Below are 20,158 nucleotides of genomic sequence, written 5' to 3' on the forward strand. Positions count from 1 at the left end.
ATATTAAAAAAAGATTTCTGGATCCAGAAATCTTTTTTTAAATTAATTTTTTGCAAATTTTTTCAACGTTCTTAAATAGAGAGAACCACCAATAATTGCTAAAATTCCGCCAATCCATCCAAGAAAAGGAGTCAAAGAAACTGCTCCCCCAACAATCAAAAGAACGCTCGGAGCCGCTCCAACTCTCTCATCTCCTTTATAGTAGGCAATTCCAACTATCCCCAATACTAAAAGTGCGATTTTCACAATGTATACAAAAGTGGTCATCACTCCAGTTGCAGCAACTCCTAAAATAAACCAAATTCCAAACAGAAGGAAAATTCCTCCAACTAAACCTAAAATTCCGTTTGCCAATGCTAATGTTTTTGTTTTCAATTTATTTTCTCCTTACTATTGTAGTGATGCAGCAATGGTATCTACAGTTTGTTTTAAATTATCTCTATAATCTTTCAAAAACTTAACCAAAGTATCTTTGCCAATAATTTTTGTGTCCTTAATGGATTCATACTGTGCTTTTTGTTGTTCAAAAGCTGCTTGGTTTTCTTGCTTCATTTTTTCAATGGTTGCTCCGCCATCATCCAGAGCAGTTCCCGCAATGGTATTCCCATAATTTGTATAATACTCATCTAAAATTTTCTGATACATATCTAGATAATTACTATAAGTAACCATACTCTCAATGGTAGCATCTGATGTATCTGCTGCAACGAAGTTAGACTCAACTTTTTCAGAAGATACTTCTGAACTTGCAGAACTCGAACTCAAAGAAGCTGCTGCATCTTTTAATTTCGATGATGTGGTCGAACAGGCCGTTAATGCAGTGATAGCCAGCACTGACATAAAGGCTAATTTGATTCTTTTCATAAAAATCTCCTTTTATATAAAACTATTCCCATTTATTATATATATAATTTGTCAAGCGTTTTCTTTATTGATATGAAGCCATTCCCACCAAAAAAGTAGGCATTTCTACCTACTTTTCTCTATTTTTCGAAGTTCCGGGCAAAGTCTTCCATGAGTTCTAGGATAATGGCTTCCTGGTATTCTTTTTCAGGTTGGTCACTCCATACGGCAAACATTGCACCCCACTGAGGAATTTCCCCCGATTCCTGACTTGGTAGTTGGTCAAGTGGCACTTGAGCCACCCCTGCCTTGGTTTGCGCGACATGATAGAAACCATCTTCTTCTACCAAACGACCTAAAACGTGGTACCATTTGTCACTTGTATTGAGAAGGACGTGGCCTTGCTGGTGTAACAGGGCTGGCTTCGCAACGTCATAGCCTTCCCAGCCGCTTGTCCAGTAAGAAATCATGACATCCTTATCTAGAGGATAGGTTGTGTCACCTGCAAAATAGAAACCATCATTGAAGACAATCGGTGTCATGCCGAATGATTTTACCAAGCTGGCTAGGTCATTCACATAGGCGATAAAGTTTTTGTACTCCCCAACTTGTTGGAGAGCGGAAAATCCATTGGTAATGCCTTTAGCGGCAGCCGCTTCAACATACAGGTCATTTGCGAACTCATCCGCACCAATGGTAAAATAATCTGACTTATCTCTAAAGTAGACCAAGTATTTACTGAGCAATTCTTTTACAAAAGCGCAAGCTACTTCATTGTCCAAATCTAGCGTCTGCCTGGATGTCATGTCGCCATAATGGTGGCGTGGACTCTCAACACCTAAGTGCTCCATAGCTGTCAACATGGCATTCATGTGCCCTGGTGAATTGATAGCTGGAATGAAACCCAGACCCAACTCGGCCGCTTGATGAATCAGACTTGTCAATTCTCCCTCTGTCAAATACCGACCATTGTCTTCTGCATAATAGCATTCGTTACCAATACGGATGGCTTCAACTACTGCATCATGAGGATAGGATTGCCCTGCTACTTCGAGGGACATATCGTCAAGAACAAAGCGTAGGCCTTCATTTCCCAACAAGAGATGAATATCCGTGTAGCCAAGCTGGGCAGCTTTTGCTACTAGAGTTTTCAACTCTTCTAGTGAGAAATATTTTCGACCTGCATCCAGTGAAAAAATGCGTCTACCTGTCGCTGTCATAAGAACCTCCGAAATTCTCGTTTTTTCTGTATTATAAACTGCAATCAGCTAGAAAGCCCTCCACATTCTTTATTAACTACTCTACAAAACATAGAGAAAACTGACCTCAAACGAAGTCAGTTTTTTGTGTTCTTTTCTTACAAGCTATTGACCACGTTCACAACATTTTCTACTGTGAAGCCGTAGTTTTCGATAACTGTCGCTGCTGGAGCTGATGCACCAAACTTGTCGATACCGATGACTTGTCCATCAAGACCGACATATTTGTACCAGCTTTGTGTTGCAGCCATTTCAATCGCTACACGGCGGCGAACTGCATTTGGCAATACTTCTTCTTTGTAAGCTGCATCTTGTGCATCAAAGAGTTCAGTAGATGGTACAGAAACCACGCGCACTTTTGTGCCAGCTGCTTCCAATTCTTTAGCTGCTGCAACAGCAAGGTTGACCTCTGAACCTGAAGCAAGAAGGAGCGTATCAAAGCCAGGAGTTTCATAAACAACGTAAGCGCCTTTGGCAACTTTATCAAAGTCTGTACCTTCTTCTACAGTCAAGTTTTGACGTGTCAAGACAAGAGCAGTCGGAGTTGTTGTGCTTGTCAATGCTAGGTACCAAGCCGCTTGTGTTTCACGCGCATCTGCTGGGCGGATAACGTTCAAGTTCGGCATAGCACGAAGTCCAGCCAAGTGCTCGATTGGCTCATGAGTTGGGCCATCTTCACCAACGGCGATAGAGTCATGTGTGAAGACATATGTCACTGGAAGACCTTGTAAAGCTGATAAACGAATCGCTGCTTTTACGTAGTCTGAGAAGACGAAGAATGTACCACCGTAAACACGAAGTCCACCGTGAGCAGCCATACCATTCAAAATAGTACCCATGGCAAACTCGCGTACACCAAATTGAATATTGCGGTTCAGTGGGTTTGCTGCATCTTGCAAGCCGTCTGCTTTGATGTAGGTCATATTTGAATGAGCCAAGTCTGCAGAACCTCCAAGGAAGTTTGGCATCACATCTGCAGCTACGTTCAAGGCATCTTGTGATGAATTACGAGTTGCTTGTGAGAAACCTGCTTCCAAAGCTGGGAAGTCTTCTGGTTTGATAGCAACCGGGTCTTTACCTGACAAGATAGCTGTTACTTCTTCTGCCAATTCTGGGAAGGCCGCCGTGTAGTCTGCAACTAATGTTTCCCAAGCAGCGTAGCTTTCTGCACCACGGTCTGTCACATTTTCTTTGAAATCTGCATATACTTCTGCAGGTACTTCAAATGGAGCGTAGTCCCAACCAAGATTTGCACGAGTGGCAACTGCTTCTTCTGCGCCAAGAGGAGCGCCGTGTGAAGCATTTGAGCCTGCTTTTGCTGGTGAACCATAACCGATAACTGTTTTCACTTCAATCAAGCTTGGTTTGCCAGCAACTTTTGCTTCTTCGATAGCTGCATGAATAGCATCAACATCTGTACCGTCTTCTACCAAAGCTGTGTGCCAGCCGTATGCATCGTAACGTGCACGGACATTTTCTGTGAAGGCGTCTTTTGTTTCACCGTCCAAACAGATGTTATTTGAATCGTAAAGCACGACCAATTTGTCCAGTTTTTGCAAACCTGCATAAGAAGCTGCTTCTGAAGAAACACCTTCCATCAAGTCGCCATCGCCACAGATAACATAGGTGTAATGGTCAAAGAGGTTGTAGCCTTCTTTATTGTATTTTGCAGCAAGAAAACGTTCTGCCTGTGCAAAACCAACTGCTGTCGAAATCCCTTGTCCAAGAGGACCTGTCGTCGCATCAACACCTGCTGTATGACCAAATTCTGGGTGACCTGGTGTTTTTGAACCCCATTGACGGAAGTTTTTGATCTCATCCATGCTCACATCCGCAAAGCCAGACAAGTGCAAGAGTGCGTAAAGCAACATTGAACCATGACCTGCTGATAGGACAAAGCGATCGCGGTTAATCCAGTTTGGTTGTGCTGGATTGATGCGCATGTGTTTAGTAAAGAGGCTGTAAGCCATTGGCGCAGCACCCATTACAATTCCTGGGTGACCTGATTTTGATTTTTCAATTGCATCGATTCCAAGGAAACGAATCGCATTTACAGAAAGAATTGACATAAGTTCCTCCTAATTTTAAGATAGCTCTATTATACCATAAAGCGTTTTCTAATGTGATATTTTATAAAATGGAAACCTAGGACTTTTGCCCTAGGTTCACATGATAGATTACAAAAGTGATTTGAATTGAATATCTGAATCTTCTAAGAAGTAGTCATCAAATCCACGTGGGTGGTGGTATTCAATGCGGTCTTTATCAAGCGGATAAGTGTACTTGCCGCCCACTTCCCAGATGAATGGATGGAATTTGTATTGCAGGCGTTCTTTGCGCATTTTCCATAGTTCAATGATTTCATCTGTTGATGCCATGAAGTTTGACCAGATGTCGTAGTGAACTGGGATGATGACTTCTGCACCGAGATTTTCAGCCATCCGAAGAAGGTCAATAGATGTCATCTTGTCTTGGATACCGATTGGGTTGTCACCGTAGTTATTGATAGCAACGTCAATCTTGAAGTCACGACCGTGTTTTGCAAAGTAGTTTGAGAAGTGTGAATCTGCACCGTGGTAAATCGTTCCACCAGGTGTTTCAAAGACGTAGTTAACAGCCTTAGATGCCATGAGTTCGTCTGTCACTGGAAGACCTTTCAAGCTATTGCCATTTTCTTCGTAACCTTCGATTGGAAGGGTTACAAGACAGGTACGGTCAAAAGATTCGAGAGCTGTAATTTTAATGTCTTTAAATTCAAAACTGTCGCCTGGTTTGACCACTTGAATGCGGTCTTCTGGCACGCCCCAGCCTTTCCAAATTTCTGCACAGCCGCTTGGTCCGACAAATTTTACATGGTTCAGTTTTGGATTGTTGAGAATGGCAGCTGATGTTGAGATGTCCATGTGGTCAGAGTGAACGTGTGACACGAGATAGTAGTCCAGTTCATTGATGGCAAATGGATCAATGACCATTGGTTGCACACGAAGGTTTGGTTGGAGTTTACGAACACCTGCCATATTCGCCATTTGATGTCCCCAAATCATGTCTTTGACTTTTTTTGTTGCTTTCCCACGGTTAGCCCAAAGGTCCATAACCACGTTGGCACCGCCAGGTGTTTTAATCCAAACACCACAGTTGCCTAGCCACCACATAGCAAAGTTGCCTTCTGGCACCACTTCTTCTTCGATTTCTTCATTGAGCCAAGTTCCCCATTCTGGAAACGTTGAGAGAATCCATGATTCACGTGTAATTTCTTGTACTTTACCCATCAGACTATCCTCCTGATAATTGTTTTTGATGTTTCTTATATGATAAGTATAACGCTGATAGCCCTTTCAAAAAAGACCAAGAAGTACACAGTCAAGTGTTCAAAAGTGGACCTTCTGGCACTAAAAATACCCAGTTGGCTACCAACTGAGTTCCAAAATTTATGACTCATGAACCGCTTCAAGCAGCAATTCACGATGAATTAATTGTTCAATTTTCGAGCGAAGAACGTAAGCAGATTTGTCATCTTTGACATAGTGCTTGATGTAGCGATCTAGTTGCTGACGCAAATCCTGATTATTGTCTCGACCTTGTTGGCGAACAAAACGGAGCAATCTCACCGTGTCCGCATCCGTCAATATCGGATGCACAACCAATGTCGGCTGCTTTGCATCCAAGGCATCCGTCGTTGAAATCAGCAAGTCAGCTGTGATTAAGTCACGCACGCTGTTAAACTGCTCGGTCGTAAAAACCGCTTCAATCGTTTGCTTTGGCAAGTACCGTTGACACTGCTTTAGAAGTAGTTTTTGAATAGCAATCCCCTCATCACAGACGATAATGAGGCGCTGTGCCTTTGGGCAATACTCACTCCGTCTCAACTCCCCGCCCAGATGGATGGTCAGATAGGCAATATCATCATCACTCAAACGGATAAACCAAGCCTCTTCCAACACCTCTGAACAAGCCTTGGTCATTTCAAAAAGCTCGGTGTATTTTTCCTTAATATGGTCCGTCAAAGGATTACTTGATAAAATACCGTACGTTTTCCGATACAGAAGCGCCTTGCAATGGGTCAATAATTGATGCAGTAACTCCGAACGGTGTTCAAATACCAAGCCATATCGTGCAGTTAATTCGTCTAAAAAGACCCCCAACATCAAGCGCATTTCATCATAATCACGACTCTCCAAGTGGCTGTCTTTTTCCTTACGAAATGACAAAAGCAACATCGCAATGATAGAGACCTCAATCTCATCCAGCTCAAAGTCAAACGAATCACTCAAACTCGCCCTTAACTGCTGGGCAATCTCGTATTCTTTCCTCTGTAGAATTAAATTAAAGTCACGTAAATAGGCAGCTTTTAAGTCCTCATCCAAAGCCATATTACGGTAACTAAGCAGGATATACGGGAGGCTAAATTGCATAAATGCCTTGTCCTGCTGACCAATCTTCTTCCCCCATTGGCTCTGAGCCTGAGTTAGAAAATTACTGATAAAATCCACTAACTCTCTCGAAAAATACGATTCGATGGCTACAAATTCTTCCATTTTCCTCTGGAAAAAATCCCAAAAATGATCACTTCGTTGCCAATAAATCGTATTGAGCAAATAATACAGACTTTGGAATTTTGTCAGAGGGTGCCCTTCTAAAAGGTAGCCACTTGATTTTGTGGCAATCAGCTGGAGTTGGTAGGATTCTTCCGTCAGGCGATCTCGGATGAGGCTGAGGTCATGAAGTGTGGTGTTGCGCGATACATCGGTCAACTGCATGAGCTTGTCGATGGTCACGCGCTCCATTGAAACCGCGATATAGGTCTGCATCAACTGCAAACGCTCATCGATATTCATGACATAGGAGTAATCATCCACTTCGGCCAAGAGGTGCCTACAGGCTTCCTTTTGTGGCTCATCTAAAACAACGCCCACACGAGGATAGGCTATGATTTGTGCCACATCTTTTGGAAGTGCGTCATTCACTTTATCTAAATGATAGTAAATCTTCCGACGTGATTGCCCTAAAGCTTGGGATATAGTCATAACCGTCTCTGGAGACTCTAACTTAAGCAAATACAGCAAGAGCTCGTGACTTTTTTTATCCAATAACATCTGTGCACTCCTTTCTTTAACCCTCTGCTACAAAGGTTACTATTTCAATGACAATTTTTTAGACTGTAGTCTTATTCTACCATATTTAGCACTTGTTGTGAGCGCTATCCTTTACAGGTAAAAAGAGGCTGGAACATTACCAGCTTCTTTTTGATTATGCATTGGACTAGTGTACTCAGTGTGCATCACCCTTTTGTCCATAATAGGCATTTGGCCCGTGTTTACGGAGATAGTGCTTGTCCATGATGTATTTTGGCGCTGGCTCAACACGTGGATTGATTTGCTCGGTGAAGCGGTTCATCTTAGCCACTTCTTCAAGCACCACTGAGTGATAAACTGCCTGCGCTGGGTCTTTGCCCCAAGTGAATGGTCCGTGATTGCGAACGACAATACCTGGCACTGCCATTGGGTCTAAGCCACGACGGGCGAATTCTTCGATGATAACTGCTCCTGTCTCTTTTTCATAAGCAGAGTTGACTTCATCTTCGCTCAAGCTACGCGCACATGGTACTGGTCCATAAAAATAGTCCGCATGCGTTGTCCCATAAAATGGAATGTCACGCCCTGCTTGTGCCCAACCCACCGCTTCAGTTGAGTGAGTATGCACGATACCTCCAACCTCTGACCAAACCTTGTAAAGCTGCACGTGTGTTGGTAAATCGGATGACGGATTGAGGTCCCCTTCAATGACATTCCCATCAAGGTCTGTCACTACCATATTTTCAGGAGTCAACTTGTCATAGTCAACGCCACTTGGCTTAATAACAATGCGTCCGAGTTCACGGCAAATTTCAGAGACATTGCCCCAGGTGAATTTGACCAAACCATGTTCTGGTAAGGATTTATTGGCTGCACAGACGCGCTCGCGCATTTCTTGTAAATCTTTTGGCATTAGCGTAACCCCGCTTTCTCGATGAGTGGGTAGAGATAGGCTTGCGCTTCTTGGATGGCAGCTCTTGTCTCTTCCACTGTTTCACAATTTTCAGACCACATTTCAATCAAGAATGGTCCTTTGTAATTGGTCTTTTTGATGACCCCAAACATGTTTTCCCAGTCTACACAGCCCTGACCAAATGGCACGTCTCGGAACTGACCTTTTGAGGTTTCCGTGACCGCATAAGTGTCCTTGAGGTGAAGGGCTGCAATGGAGCGGTGTCCATTGTAAAACTCACTCCAAATATCATTGTGCCAAGCTGAGACATTGCCCGTATCTGGGTAAACGAAAAGATAAGGAGAATCAATTTCTTTTTCGACTGCCAGGTACTTCTCAATAGAATTGATAAAGGGATCATCCATGATTTCAATCGACAACATGACTTGTGCTTCTTCAGCCCAGTCGCAAGCGGTACGTAAATTTTTAATAAAGCGAGCACGTGTTTCAGGTGATTTTTCTTCGTAGTAGACGTCATAGCCAGCTAGCTGGATCGTGCGGACACCCAAGTCTTGCGCTAACTCAATGCATTTTTTCATCAAGTCAAGCGAGGTTGCCTCCACCTCAGGATCGTTTGACCCTAGTGGATAACGACGGTGCCCTGAAAAGCAAATGGTTGGAATGCGAACACCTGTCTCGTAAATGGCTTTGACAACTTCCAAACGCTCAGCTTTTGTCCAGTCGAGACGAGCGAGGCGAGCATCTGATTCATCAACCGACATTTCAACAAAGTCAAATCCTAACTCTTTTGCAAAATTAAGGCGTTCAAGCCAGCTGAAGTGCTTCGGCGTCGCCTTTTCATAAATACCAATTGGTCGTGTCATAGACCTCACCCCCAGATACGTCTGATTTCGTCTTTAAAGTCACGAGCAGCTTGGGCTGGATTTTCAGCTTCTGTGATGCCACGTCCTGCGATAAAGGTAAAGACATCTACACCTTCAAAGAGTTTCAAGGTATCCACATCAAGACCACCTGTGACAGACACACGGAAGCCCATGTCAACCAATTTTTTCACCTTAGTCAAGTCTTTTTCACCCCAAGTTTCGCCTGCAAGTAGGGCATCACGTGATTGGTGGTAGATGGCTTGTGAGATACCTGCGTCAAGCCATTGTTGAGCTTGTTCGTAAGTCCAGTGGCCATAGAGTTCCACTTGGATTTCTCCCTTTTCGCCACGTTCTTCCTTGATGGCTTTTAGGGCTGCTTTCATAGTTGGAATAGTCGCTGAGCAGATACACGTCATCCAGTCTGCACCACGTTTGGCATTGTTTTTGGCAACTGTTCCTCCAGCATCAGCACACTTAGTGTCTGCCACGATGATTTTTTCAGGGAAAAGGCTGCGCAAGACTTCAACGAGTTCTGAGCCAACTTGAAGCAAGCAAACGGTGCCTGCCTCAATCACATCAACCTCTGCACCAACTGAAACAGCTGCTGTAATCGCCCCTTTCAAATCAGAATGGTCAAGGGCAACTTGTAAATTTGGAATGTGTTTTGTCATAGTATTATCCTCTCTTTATCTTGTCTTATCGTCTTTTGTTAGCTTTCCAAATCCATACCTTCTAAGAATGGACTTGATTTTGATTCTTCAACCATTGCCAGTACTTCTTCGGCTGTTTTGCAATTTACCAAACGCTCGATTGAATTTTCTAACTCGAACAAAGCCACGATTTGCGGAATGGCTACTGTCGTATGGATATCTGCCGATGTTGCTGCGAGGCAAAGCAAGACAGAAACTTCCTTGCCATCTGAGAAAGTCACAGGCTCAGTGAGGGTAATGAGTGAGAAAGCGTCACGATTGACCCCGACACCTGCTTGAGCATGTGGCATAGCCATGCCCGGCATCAAAATGTAGTACGGTCCGTATTCCTCAGTTGATGCGATGATGGCTTCGTAGTATTCTTCCGTAGCCGCACCGCTTTCAATCAAGGGTTCCACAGATTTATGAACCGCTTCTTGCCACGTCTTCGCAGACAAGCCCAGACGAATGGATTGATTGTCAATAAATGATGATTTGAGATTCATGGAAATTCTCCCTATTTATCTTCTAAAGAGAAGGTGCTCTCAATCGTCTTGAAAGCACCCACTTGTTATTCGCTTACAAAACTGCTTGCAATTTTGTTTTGATTTCATTGTCATCCATCAAGTTGTCAAGACCAACAAGATGACCTTTTGTACGACCAGCCAATTCATGGATGAGGTGATTTGACGCAATCACGATATCATATCCTGCTGCGAGACCTTTTGCTTCACCTACTGAGCAAGACGCAGATTGGATATCTGTCACACCGAGTTCACGAAGGGCTTTTTCAACTTTCATTTTAATGACCATCGATGAGCCCATGCCATTTCCACATGCTGTAAGAACTTTAACCATTGTGTTTTCCTCCTATAAAGAAATCTTCCATTTATTGTGCTTCACCACGATAGTAAGCTTCTTTGTCTTTTGCTTTTGCAAATTGCAATTGTGGGATTGCAAGCAAGAAGACACAGACAATCACGTAACCAGCAATTCCTAGGTATTTGAATAAGTATCCAAATGGCAACCAAGGAATTTCAAAGTCGATATTTCCATGGTAACCACCAGTCAAGCTCAGCAAACCAACTGCAACTGCACCAAGCGCTACTTGAATAACACCTGAAATGAAGGACAGACTTGCTGCAGCTTTCCAACCACCGCGTTTGTCAGCGTAAACTGCAATGGCTGCATTGTCGAAGAATACTGGAACGAAACCAGTGATGATCAAAATTGGATTTTTGAAAATAACGAGAAGTGCGATCGTGATCAATTGACCGATCAAACCAAAAGCAAATCCTGAAAGTACTGCATTTGAAGAACCAAAGCCGTATGAAGCTGCAACGTCAACCGCTGGGAATGAACCAGGGAGCAATTTGTTTGAAATACCTTGGAAGGCATTTGTCAATTCAGCAACGAACATACGTACACCTTGCATCAAGATAAACAAGTAAACTGAGAATGTAAGTGATGTTTGTAGGATATACATGAAGAATGCTTGTTTTGCTGGGTTAAAGGCACCAGCACCAATGAGTTCTGCATTGGACATGATTTCTGGGCCAAGGACAGCAAGGATACCACCAAAGAAGACAAGCATCAATGTTGCAGAAGCAACGACTGTATCGTGGAAAATGCCCAAGAATGTTGGCAATTTCAAGTTGTCCAAGTTATCTTCTTCTTTACCGAAGAATGGTGCAACCTTGTCGACAAACCAGATAGCAAATTGTTGTTGGTGTCCAATGGCAAATCCACCGCCACCAGTCAAGCGTTGGGTTGGTTCAACAGTCATATTTGAGCTGACAGCCCAGTAAAGACCACAGATGATACCAACTGCCCAAGCGCCGAAGGCATTTTGAAAGGCTGGAATCAAAAGCAAGACAAATACTGAAATAGTTGCTGCTTGTTGAACCATGATGTGACCAGTGATGAAAAGAGTCCGTACTTTCGTCACTTTGCGAAGAGCAACGAGCAGGATATTGACACCAAAACCAATCAGCAAAGCTGTTGTCGCCACACTGATGAAGCCCATGGTTTCCAATTTCGCATTGGCAGCTGCCAAACCAAAGTAAGGGTCGATAACGGCTGCTTCCAAGCTAAATTTCTTAGCCAGGGCAACGAGGATTGGACGGAATGTCGTTACCAAACCACCGGCACCAACGTTCAAAATTAAATAACCAACAGTGGCCTTGATGAAGCCTGCAAACACTTCATGAAATGGCTTTTTCAGGAGAAGGTATCCTATTAAAACCAAGAGACCAACGAAGAAGGCTGGGTTCTGCAAGATATTTTGCGAGAACCAATTTAGGGGAGCTAGGAATAAATCCATGATAACTACCTCTTTTCTTTTATTTGTTTTCTATAGGTTCATTATAGTTTTTGTAAGCGTTTTAAAAAAGACCAATAAGTACACACCCAAGTGTGCAAAACTAGACTTTTCATTTTCACCTATAATAAAATAGCTTGGAAAACGCAAAAGAAAAAGGCTAGGTCAGTTAGACCTTGCCTTTTCTGGTTGGATATTTCCATTGGAAATCCAATTTATTTTAACAACATGTTAGCTCCTCCGCCGTAGACAGACTCCCAATCCGATTGAAAATCTACTACCGCCTTTTGAACCGCAGGAGTCTCGACAGCATTCCACAACAACTCTGGATTGACCGTAACACAATGCCCACCCAATGTTAAAGTGTGATTAACTTGCGCTATATTTTTATAGCTCGCTCCTAAAATTTTTGTCACAACTTTTCTATCTCGAATATATTCTACAATAGCTGTCATCGTATCTGTCATGTCACTATTCAGATTTTCCATACGATTGTAGTAAGGAGCGATATAATCCGCACCAGCCTCAATAGCTAGAAAAGCTTGCATTTTTGAATAAATTGCTGTCGCCGTAACTCCAACACCTCTATTTTTGAGAGTCTTTATTACTTTTAAACCCTCTGTTGTCACCGGAACTTTAATAAAAACTGTCGCATCTATTTCCTTTAAAATACAATCGGCTTCTTCTAGCATTGTATCCGCATCTGTCCCAACAACTTGTACATGAAGCGTTTTTTCTGGTCCAATAATTTTTCGAATTTCTCTTAGATGAGTATAGGTGTCAACCTTTCCCACCTTTTTCAAAATAGATGGATTTGTTGTTACACCTTCAATCGGAAAAATTTCTTGATATCGTTGAATGTCTGCAAGATTTGCACTATCTAATAGAAAGGCCATATTCCCTCCTTATGCAACTATTTGGATAAGGCTTCCTTCTTTTAATTGCGGTAATGTTTCTGCCTGGATGTGAAGAGTCCCTGGCAGACTGCCTTCTTCACTACCATCTAGAGAAACTGTAATATGCCCTAAATTAGCAAGATTCGTTTCTACCAAATTCCCAACTGCTGTGATAGGATAGGCAACACCATCTACCAACAATTTCCCACCGATTTGAATTTCTCCAGCAAGATTTTTATTGTCAATGGTGAAACAATACTCTGCCAAATCAACCGGGGCACCTGCACCAAAAAGAATAAACATATTTGCCTCAGAGAGCATCCCTTCAGCCTCTGGACCAATACCTACAATATGTGTCTCAAATAATGTTGTCATTACAATTCCCTTCTCTGTTTTCTCCTTCTATTTTAACTATACATACCAAAACTTGCAATCCATGCTACGATAACACGAGGAACACCGTTCAAGAAACGTGAGTAAAGCACAGATGGCACACCAACTTCTACTGTTTCAGCTTCTGCTTCTGACAAACCAAGCGCCACCGGAATAAAGTCACAACCGTTTTGTGTATTGATGGCAAACAAAGCTGGTAATGCCATTTGTGGTGGAATGTGACCTTTACCAATTTCAACACCAATCAAGGTACCAATAATTTGAGAAATGACTGCACCAGGACCTAAGAGAGGAGACAGAAATGGTAGTGAACAAATAAAACCAATAATCACTAATCCCCAGACATTTCCTGTCAGTGGAACCATTAATTTCGCAATCCAATTTCCGACACCAGAACCATTGATGATCCCAATCAGCAACGATACAAAAGCCATGAATGGCAAAATAGTATTCAACATAGTTTGGATTGCATCACGTGCAGCCTGATTAAAGATGGCTACAACCTTACCAGCTCCCATACCGATACGTGCTACAAAGCTTGTTTCTGCACGTTGCTCTGTAATTTTCTTGCTAGTATCATAAGTTGCTTGTTTTGGAGTTGAAACTTTTTCGACTGCTACTCCTGTTTCAGTTGCTGGTGTAATTTGATCAACCCCAACAGCAGATACATAGATTTCTTCAGTGATGTACTGAGCTAATGGACCGCTTTTTCCTGTCGCAACAATATTGATAGTTGGAATACCTTTTTTAGGATAAATTCCACAGCGAAGGGTTCCACCACAATCTACAATTGCTAAAGCAATTTCTTCATCCGGAATAGAAGTTTTAAAGCCATTTACAGCTTCCATACCTGTCAATTCTACAATTTTATCCACAATCTCTGGTTTTTCACCACCACCTGTGATATAGATAAATTTATGTTTTTCTTCTGTTGGTGTAATGACTAAGGGACCACCAAAACCGCCACTACCTTTAACAACTTTAATGCTATTATATGCCATTTTCTTATCCTCTTTCTCTTATTAGCTCAACGTTTTGCTCAATGTAACGCCTTGTTGTTTACATACCCAGGCAAGTTGTAAAGTCAGTTACCCAACCACCCACAGCATTCATCACAAGACCAACCAACATATAACGAATCGCCAAATCCATTGTACTTAGACCGAGTGTTTCAAGACCAGAAGCGATTCCCAACCAAACAAATAATTCACCTGGATTGATATGAGGGAATACACCGTTTGAAGTGTGACAGAATTGCATTTGAGCTGCAACAAAACTTGGTTTGTAGTACTCTGGCAAGAAGCGTCCCATACTGATGGCCATTGGATTTCCAAGTATAAAGGCTGAAATGAATGGAAGAATCATGTACCGACTCACTGGATTTTTAGCAGATGCTTCTGCTAATTTATTAACCTTTTCTTCTCCTAAAAGTGCAATCAGTGCATTCATTGCTACCAAAAGCATCAGTACAACTGGTACAATTCCAGTCATCCAACTAATGAAAGTCTCGCCCCCTGATTGGAACAATTTCATGAAACCTTCTGCAAATTTTGTAATGTAGTTCATAATCAAACTCCTTTATTTATGATTAAATTGTAGTTTAAACCGTGTTTTTAAGAGCTGCCATTGGCTAGTTACATCCAATAATGGTGCAGATTTAGGAACTTCTTTGTAGTTTCCTGCTTCCACACGTAGATAGAGCTCACGCGCATCCTCTATCGCGATTTGTAGTAATTTATTTTCCTTACGTACCAGAGGGTTGTATGTGTCAAAGTAATGAATATCTTGTCCAACATAATCAGGCATGGGTTTAAATTGAGCTAAGACAGTTACTCCCTGCATCTTACGTGCATCTAACACCATCCCGTTAGCATCCACAGCGAACATGACAATCGTCCCTGATTTAATTTTTCCAGCTCGACGTCCAATCGCAACACGCCCTTTCTTTCGTAATTCTGAGTAGGTCTTATTGAAATTCTTCAATTGCTGTAACCCCAATATAATTTGCAAAATATAGGCTACAATTACAACTGCCCCCAATATATAAATACTATTCATATTGTCCTCCTAGTCCATCTCCCTGATACTCTGCAAAGCAGTCATAAATGGAAAACCCAACCGTTCTTTAATTTGTGATTTCTGTTCTAAACGAAATGTATTATCAAATATTTGATAGAGTAAATCTTGGTGCTCTTCGCTCAATTCTTCTGGAATTAGTAATAAAATAAAATCTGTAATCTCTTGACCATGAATGGTCATCAAAGAAACTTCATCATCTTCTGGTACTAATAATGTAATTTGTGAAAGACCGCTGACTGTTAAATGTGGAAAAGCGAAGCCATTGTCAGAAATTGCTGAGTGCTTTTTCTCTTTTGCAATCAACTTATGAACCGCCTCTGGCATCAAAAATCCCTTATCTACCAATGTGTCCAACAAAGTTTGTAAATTGACTTCGTAAGATGCTTCTTTTATAAAATCAACCGTCAATACCTGACCATATAATTGAATTTTTCGAGCCAACACCATCCTCTCGATACTTTCACGCTCTGCTTGATTTTCTTTCGTTACCCACGTCAAGGATAAAAAAGATTGAAATAGCTCTTGACTGCAAAGTAAATTATCCGTAAAAATCAGATCATACCGTTTTTCTAACTCTTCATACGGTTGATGATTCGTAAATTCAAGAAAATCCAATTGAACATCTCTGCCGAACAGACGAACTATCTCTTGTTCCACAAGTTGGTTAAATGAAAGTCCTGCTTGAGTAATGACTGCAATCCGTGAAATCAAAGGTTTACTATTTCTAGCTAGTAGCAAATCCATCCATACAGCTAAAAGAACACTTTCTTTTTCTGAAATGCGCATGTGAAGGGCTGCTCCCAATTGTTGTAGAAAAAACTGAGCAACAACTGTCGAAAATGAAGATCGCATCAACTGTTCACGAAGCCCTACTTCTGAAAATTCCCATTGCATGGTACTTCGATTTAACAAATAAATCAGATGTTGCTCCAGTAATTGAGCGCTTTCGTTAACTGCCAACTGAATTCCAAATTCTTCAACCGTTCGTCGCAAGGTATCCTGTACAACTTCCATAACATCCGAACGATGAATTTCTGCAGGTAACAAACCAATCTGCATCGGAAAAGTTAAAAAATCTTTTTCAGCTTCTGTGATCGAACGCTGCCAATAATATTCCAAAATTTCGTAGAATATTGTCGGTAAATCCAACTGATTTTGTCTTGTAAACCACTTAAGTTGTTCTAGGTCCACTGGCTTATCTTTGCGTATCCAGGTGATTTTCATGGTATATAAAAAGCTTTTTTGTACATCCAAAGGAAGATTCTTACTTAAAACAAAGTCACGATAAGTCTCATTAACTTCGCTTGGCAATTCAATGTCGTCTTCAACATAATCCATCACTTCATACAGATAGAGCAATCGTTTTGACAGTTCTGCACCATCTAGGCGAATTCCAATCCCCGTTTTAGAAGTCAATGCTAATCCATACCTCTCCAAAACGAGCTTCATTTTGGCCATATCTCGACTGAGGCTTCTTCGGCTGATCCCTAGTTGATCTGCTATATCATCTGCAGAAATATAACCATCAACTGCAAGTAAGGTTTTAAAGAAAATAGCTTGTCTTTTATGAAATGAATTTAAATCTGTTGACAGCAATAATTGTTCTGATATCAGCAAGCGAAACGCCTCTGAATCATAGATAAATAACGAAAGTTGTTCTCCCTTTTCCTGTATAGAAAAAATGTGACCATAGCTATAGAGTAAACTCTCTACCAACAATTTAATTGATCGTTTAGAAAGTTGAAGTCTAGAGCTTATCTTCTCGTAATGTACATGTGGATGAGAAGACAAATAATATAGTAATTCTTTTTTGTTTCGTTCTAGACTCATAGTTCTCCATTTCTAGCCTCTTGTCTTACCTCCTGCCACATTAGTCGTTACCCCAGTAATATAGCTTGCCCGGTCTGACAAATAATAGCAAACCAAGTCAGCAACTTCGCTCAAACGCCCACTGCGTCCCAATGGAATGGTGCTAGTATTACTGTAACCTGCGCGGAGTTCTTCAACTGTTTTACCACGTGTGTATGCGAGGGCACTCTCGTATGCGGGAGTACGTAATCCTGTCGCTTCCATAATGCCCGGAGCAATACCTACTACTCGAATTTGATGCTTGGCTAGTTCCTTGGCCCAAGACCGTGTCAATGAATAAACAGCACCTTTTGTGGCTGCATAGATACTTTGTCCTTCGCTACCTTCAAGTCCTGCTTCCGAAGCCATGTTGATAATAACTCCTTCTTTTTTAGCAACCAAAATGCGCGCTACCGCTTGCGATACGAAGAACAGACCCTTGATATTGATTCCCACCATCTTATCAAACTTGGCCTCATCTAACTCATAAGTTCCTTGTGGCTGGGCTGCATCTACTAGTAAGCTTGGGAGGTTAATCCCTGCATTGTTCACTAGACCATCAATCGTGCCAAAACGCTCAATTACCCTATCAACTGAATCCTGAACCGCTAAAGCACTTGACACATCCGTCTCTACAAATAACAAATTTTCATCTTGAAAATCTGAGTCTCGAATATCGAAATTTGCAACCTTAGCTCCTTGTTCTAATAAGCTCTGAACAATAGCAAGACCAATTCCCGAGCTACCTCCCGTCACAACATAGACCTTGTCACAGATTCCTAACCAATCTGACATACGCTTTCCTCCTAATGTCTTTTTCAACATTATTATAGAATGAAAGCGATTAATACTTAAGGACATTATTTTTTTCGCTTTTAAAAAGATATGTCCTTAACTCGTAAATTATCATACATAACAAGTATATCAAAGCAATTTACCCGATTCAATACAAAAAAATCCCCAGTCATTCGACTGGAGATTTCGGTTTTATCGGTTACAAACGTGCATTCAATTCTGCTGCAAGTTCTTCAAATCCTGGTTTGCCAAGAAGGGCAAACATGTTTTTCTTGTAAGCTTCTACACCTGGTTGGTCAAATGGGTTAACACCGTTGAGGTAACCTGAAAGACCGATAGCCAATTCGAAGAAGTAAATCACATAACCAAGAGTGTACTCGTCTTGTTGTGGAAGTGTCACAAACATATTTGGCACGCCACCGTCTGTGTGAGCAAGGAGAACGCCGTCTGTTGCTTTTTTGTTTACAAAGTCAACGTCTTTACCTTGGAGGTAACCAAGGCCATCCAAGTCTGCTTCTTCAGTTGGGATTGTGATGTTCTTGCGTGGTTTTTCTACACGAACAACTGTTTCAAACATGTTGCGGTAGCCTTCTTGGATAAATTGTCCAAGTGAGTGCAAGTCTGTTGAAAAGTTTGCTGAAGTTGGATAGATACCTTTTTGGTCTTTACCTTCTGACTCACCTGCCAATTGTTTCCACCATTCTGAGAAGTATTGGAGAGATGGCTCATAGTTAGCAAGAACTTCTGTCACATACCCTTTTCTGTAAAGGATGTTACGAACAACTGCATATTGGTAAGATTCATTTTCTGAAATCTTGTTTGATGAATAGTGCTTACGAGCGTCATTAGCACCTTCCATCAATTTTGTAATATCAGCGCCAGAAGCTGCGATTGGCAAAAGACCTACAGCTGTCAATACTGTAAAGCGTCCACCTACGCTATCTGGAACAACAAATGTTTCCCAACCGTTAGCATCTGCTTCAACTTTTACAGCACCTTTTACGCGGTCAGTTGTCGCATAGATACGTTTGTTCGCTTCTTCTTTACCGTATTTTTCAACCAAAAGTTCTTTGAAGACACGGAAAGCAATAGCTGGCTCAGTAGTCGTACCTGATTTAGAGATAACGTTAACTGAGAAGTCTTTATCTTTTACATATTCTACGAGGTCTGCAAGGTAGTTTGAAGAAATTGAATTTCCTGCGTAAAGAATTTGTGGTGCTTTGCGCTCTTCAGCAGTTTGCAAGTTCACAAATGATGTGTTTAAGAAGTCAATTGCCGCACGCGCGCCAAGGTATGAACCACCGATACCAATGACCACCAAGACTTGGCTGTCTGATTGGATTTTCTTAGCTGCTTCTTGGATACGAGCAAACTCTTCCTTGTCGTAATTTTCAGGAAGGTCGAGCCAACCCAACATTTCTGCTCCTTGTCCTGTACCTTCACGCAAAGCTGCATCTGCTGCTGTTACGTGCATTTGTAGGTAGTCTAGCTCATGTGGTGCTACAAATTGGTCCAAGACCTTTGAGTAGTCAAATTTAATATGTGCCATAGTAATCCTCCATTTTTGAATCTATTCTATGATACCGCTTTACAAGCAATTTTTCAAGTAGTTTGTTAACTTTTACACATTTTCAAGAAATTTTCATAAAGCAAAAGAGCACACACCTGACATCGCTTAGGGCTGCTGGATTCCTCCCCTGACCCGCTTCACGCACAAATGTTGCTCCAAAGAGTATTATACCACAAATCTCAGTTTATGCAAGTTCGGTACCTGCTCATTGTTAATAATAATATACAACTCTATCTAGTAAGTAAGAAGGCAACATCTACCAATCAAGAAGTAACTAATCAAAAACATTGCCGTTGATAACAGCTCTGAGTTTGCATCTTTGAGTGAACTTGACAATATCCAACATCCTTACACTAGACGAAACATCAAAGCGTCATCATTCTGATTACCAATGAAACCAAAAACGATGGTTAAAGTAACCGCCAAAACGATTAGAGACAATTACTAATCCATAGCACTGAAAACACTATAAAACAAATCTAAGAAATCATTAAACAAGAATACTTCACAAGCGGGGGATACCCAGTCAATACAAATCTAAAGGTATCATGAACTTGTCAACGGATTCCTCAGAGAATTTATCTCTAAGGAGAAACTACTGACGCTCATTACAGCAGA

19 protein-coding genes, 1 other RNA gene and 1 pseudogene are annotated in these 20,158 nt (G+C 41.6%); all 21 read right to left on the reverse strand.

Going from position 1 to position 20,158, the window contains the following annotated elements; translation table 11 throughout:
* Positions 1-42: 42 nt before the first annotated feature.
* Complete coding sequence (locus ABID27_RS08130) at positions 43-375, reverse strand: hypothetical protein (RefSeq protein ID WP_253364786.1); 333 nt, start codon at positions 373-375, stop codon at positions 43-45.
* A 15-nt stretch (positions 376-390) separates the two neighbouring features.
* Positions 391-864, reverse strand: coding sequence for a hypothetical protein (locus ABID27_RS08135; protein ID WP_253364784.1), 474 nt, complete (start codon positions 862-864; stop codon positions 391-393).
* A 119-nt stretch (positions 865-983) separates the two neighbouring features.
* Positions 984-2,063 (reverse strand): beta-N-acetylhexosaminidase, encoded by a 1,080-nt coding sequence (locus ABID27_RS08140; protein WP_354281471.1) that lies wholly within the window; start codon positions 2,061-2,063, stop codon positions 984-986.
* Positions 2,064-2,200: 137 nt separating this feature from the next.
* Positions 2,201-4,171, reverse strand: coding sequence for a transketolase (gene tkt, locus ABID27_RS08145; RefSeq protein ID WP_354281473.1), 1,971 nt, complete (start codon positions 4,169-4,171; stop codon positions 2,201-2,203).
* Between the two features lie 108 nt (positions 4,172-4,279).
* Positions 4,280-5,371 (reverse strand): L-ascorbate 6-phosphate lactonase, encoded by a 1,092-nt coding sequence (gene ulaG / locus ABID27_RS08150; RefSeq protein WP_253364778.1) that lies wholly within the window; start codon positions 5,369-5,371, stop codon positions 4,280-4,282.
* A 159-nt stretch (positions 5,372-5,530) separates the two neighbouring features.
* On the reverse strand, positions 5,531-7,195 hold the full coding sequence (locus ABID27_RS08155; protein WP_354281475.1) for a BglG family transcription antiterminator: 1,665 nt from the start codon (positions 7,193-7,195) through the stop codon (positions 5,531-5,533).
* Between the two features lie 175 nt (positions 7,196-7,370).
* Complete coding sequence (locus ABID27_RS08160) at positions 7,371-8,087, reverse strand: L-ribulose-5-phosphate 4-epimerase (protein WP_253364774.1); 717 nt, start codon at positions 8,085-8,087, stop codon at positions 7,371-7,373.
* Complete coding sequence (locus tag ABID27_RS08165) at positions 8,087-8,950, reverse strand: L-ribulose-5-phosphate 3-epimerase (RefSeq protein ID WP_354281477.1); 864 nt, start codon at positions 8,948-8,950, stop codon at positions 8,087-8,089. The genes ABID27_RS08160 and ABID27_RS08165 overlap by 1 nt, the downstream gene beginning before the upstream one ends.
* Positions 8,951-8,955: 5 nt before the next feature.
* Positions 8,956-9,621 carry a 3-keto-L-gulonate-6-phosphate decarboxylase UlaD gene (locus tag ABID27_RS08170; RefSeq protein WP_354281479.1) on the reverse strand — a complete coding sequence of 222 codons (666 nt, stop codon included), beginning with the start codon at positions 9,619-9,621 and terminating at the stop codon, positions 8,956-8,958.
* A gap of 38 nt (positions 9,622-9,659) precedes the next feature.
* Positions 9,660-10,145: a PTS sugar transporter subunit IIA gene (locus ABID27_RS08175; protein WP_253364768.1), complete on the reverse strand. Its 486-nt coding sequence runs from the start codon at positions 10,143-10,145 to the stop codon at positions 9,660-9,662.
* Between the two features lie 73 nt (positions 10,146-10,218).
* Complete coding sequence (locus ABID27_RS08180) at positions 10,219-10,497, reverse strand: PTS sugar transporter subunit IIB (protein ID WP_354281481.1); 279 nt, start codon at positions 10,495-10,497, stop codon at positions 10,219-10,221.
* 31 nt (positions 10,498-10,528) lie between these two features.
* The gene (locus ABID27_RS08185; protein ID WP_253364764.1) at positions 10,529-11,962 is read right to left on the reverse strand and encodes a PTS sugar transporter subunit IIC; all 1,434 of its coding nucleotides are present in this window, start codon (positions 11,960-11,962) and stop codon (positions 10,529-10,531) included.
* Positions 11,963-12,174: 212 nt separating this feature from the next.
* Positions 12,175-12,855 (reverse strand): fructose-6-phosphate aldolase, encoded by a 681-nt coding sequence (locus tag ABID27_RS08190; protein ID WP_354281483.1) that lies wholly within the window; start codon positions 12,853-12,855, stop codon positions 12,175-12,177.
* Between the two features lie 9 nt (positions 12,856-12,864).
* Positions 12,865-13,230, reverse strand: coding sequence for a PTS glucitol/sorbitol transporter subunit IIA (locus tag ABID27_RS08195; RefSeq protein ID WP_253364760.1), 366 nt, complete (start codon positions 13,228-13,230; stop codon positions 12,865-12,867).
* Positions 13,231-13,262: 32 nt separating this feature from the next.
* Positions 13,263-14,249, reverse strand: a complete 987-nt coding sequence (gene srlE, locus ABID27_RS08200) for a PTS glucitol/sorbitol transporter subunit IIB (RefSeq protein ID WP_253364758.1) — start codon at positions 14,247-14,249, stop codon at positions 13,263-13,265.
* Positions 14,250-14,270: 21 nt separating this feature from the next.
* Positions 14,271-14,814, reverse strand: a pseudogene (gene srlA, locus ABID27_RS08205) (PTS glucitol/sorbitol transporter subunit IIC).
* Between the two features lie 12 nt (positions 14,815-14,826).
* On the reverse strand, positions 14,827-15,306 hold the full coding sequence (locus tag ABID27_RS08210; protein ID WP_354281485.1) for a transcriptional regulator GutM: 480 nt from the start codon (positions 15,304-15,306) through the stop codon (positions 14,827-14,829).
* Between the two features lie 9 nt (positions 15,307-15,315).
* Entirely contained in the window at positions 15,316-17,157 is a 1,842-nt protein-coding gene (locus ABID27_RS08215; protein WP_354281487.1) for an HTH domain-containing protein, read from the reverse strand.
* Positions 17,158-17,169: 12 nt separating this feature from the next.
* Complete coding sequence (locus ABID27_RS08220; protein WP_354281489.1) at positions 17,170-17,970, reverse strand: SDR family oxidoreductase; 801 nt, start codon at positions 17,968-17,970, stop codon at positions 17,170-17,172.
* 199 nt (positions 17,971-18,169) lie between these two features.
* Positions 18,170-19,519, reverse strand: coding sequence for a glucose-6-phosphate isomerase (locus tag ABID27_RS08225; protein ID WP_253364748.1), 1,350 nt, complete (start codon positions 19,517-19,519; stop codon positions 18,170-18,172).
* Between the two features lie 97 nt (positions 19,520-19,616).
* An RNA gene (ffs, locus tag ABID27_RS08230) (signal recognition particle sRNA small type) lies at positions 19,617-19,702 on the reverse strand.
* Between the last annotated feature and the right edge of the window lie 456 nt (positions 19,703-20,158).

The sequence above is a fragment of the Streptococcus gallinaceus genome (assembly GCF_040545695.1).
Lineage (GTDB): Bacteria > Bacillota > Bacilli > Lactobacillales > Streptococcaceae > Streptococcus > Streptococcus gallinaceus.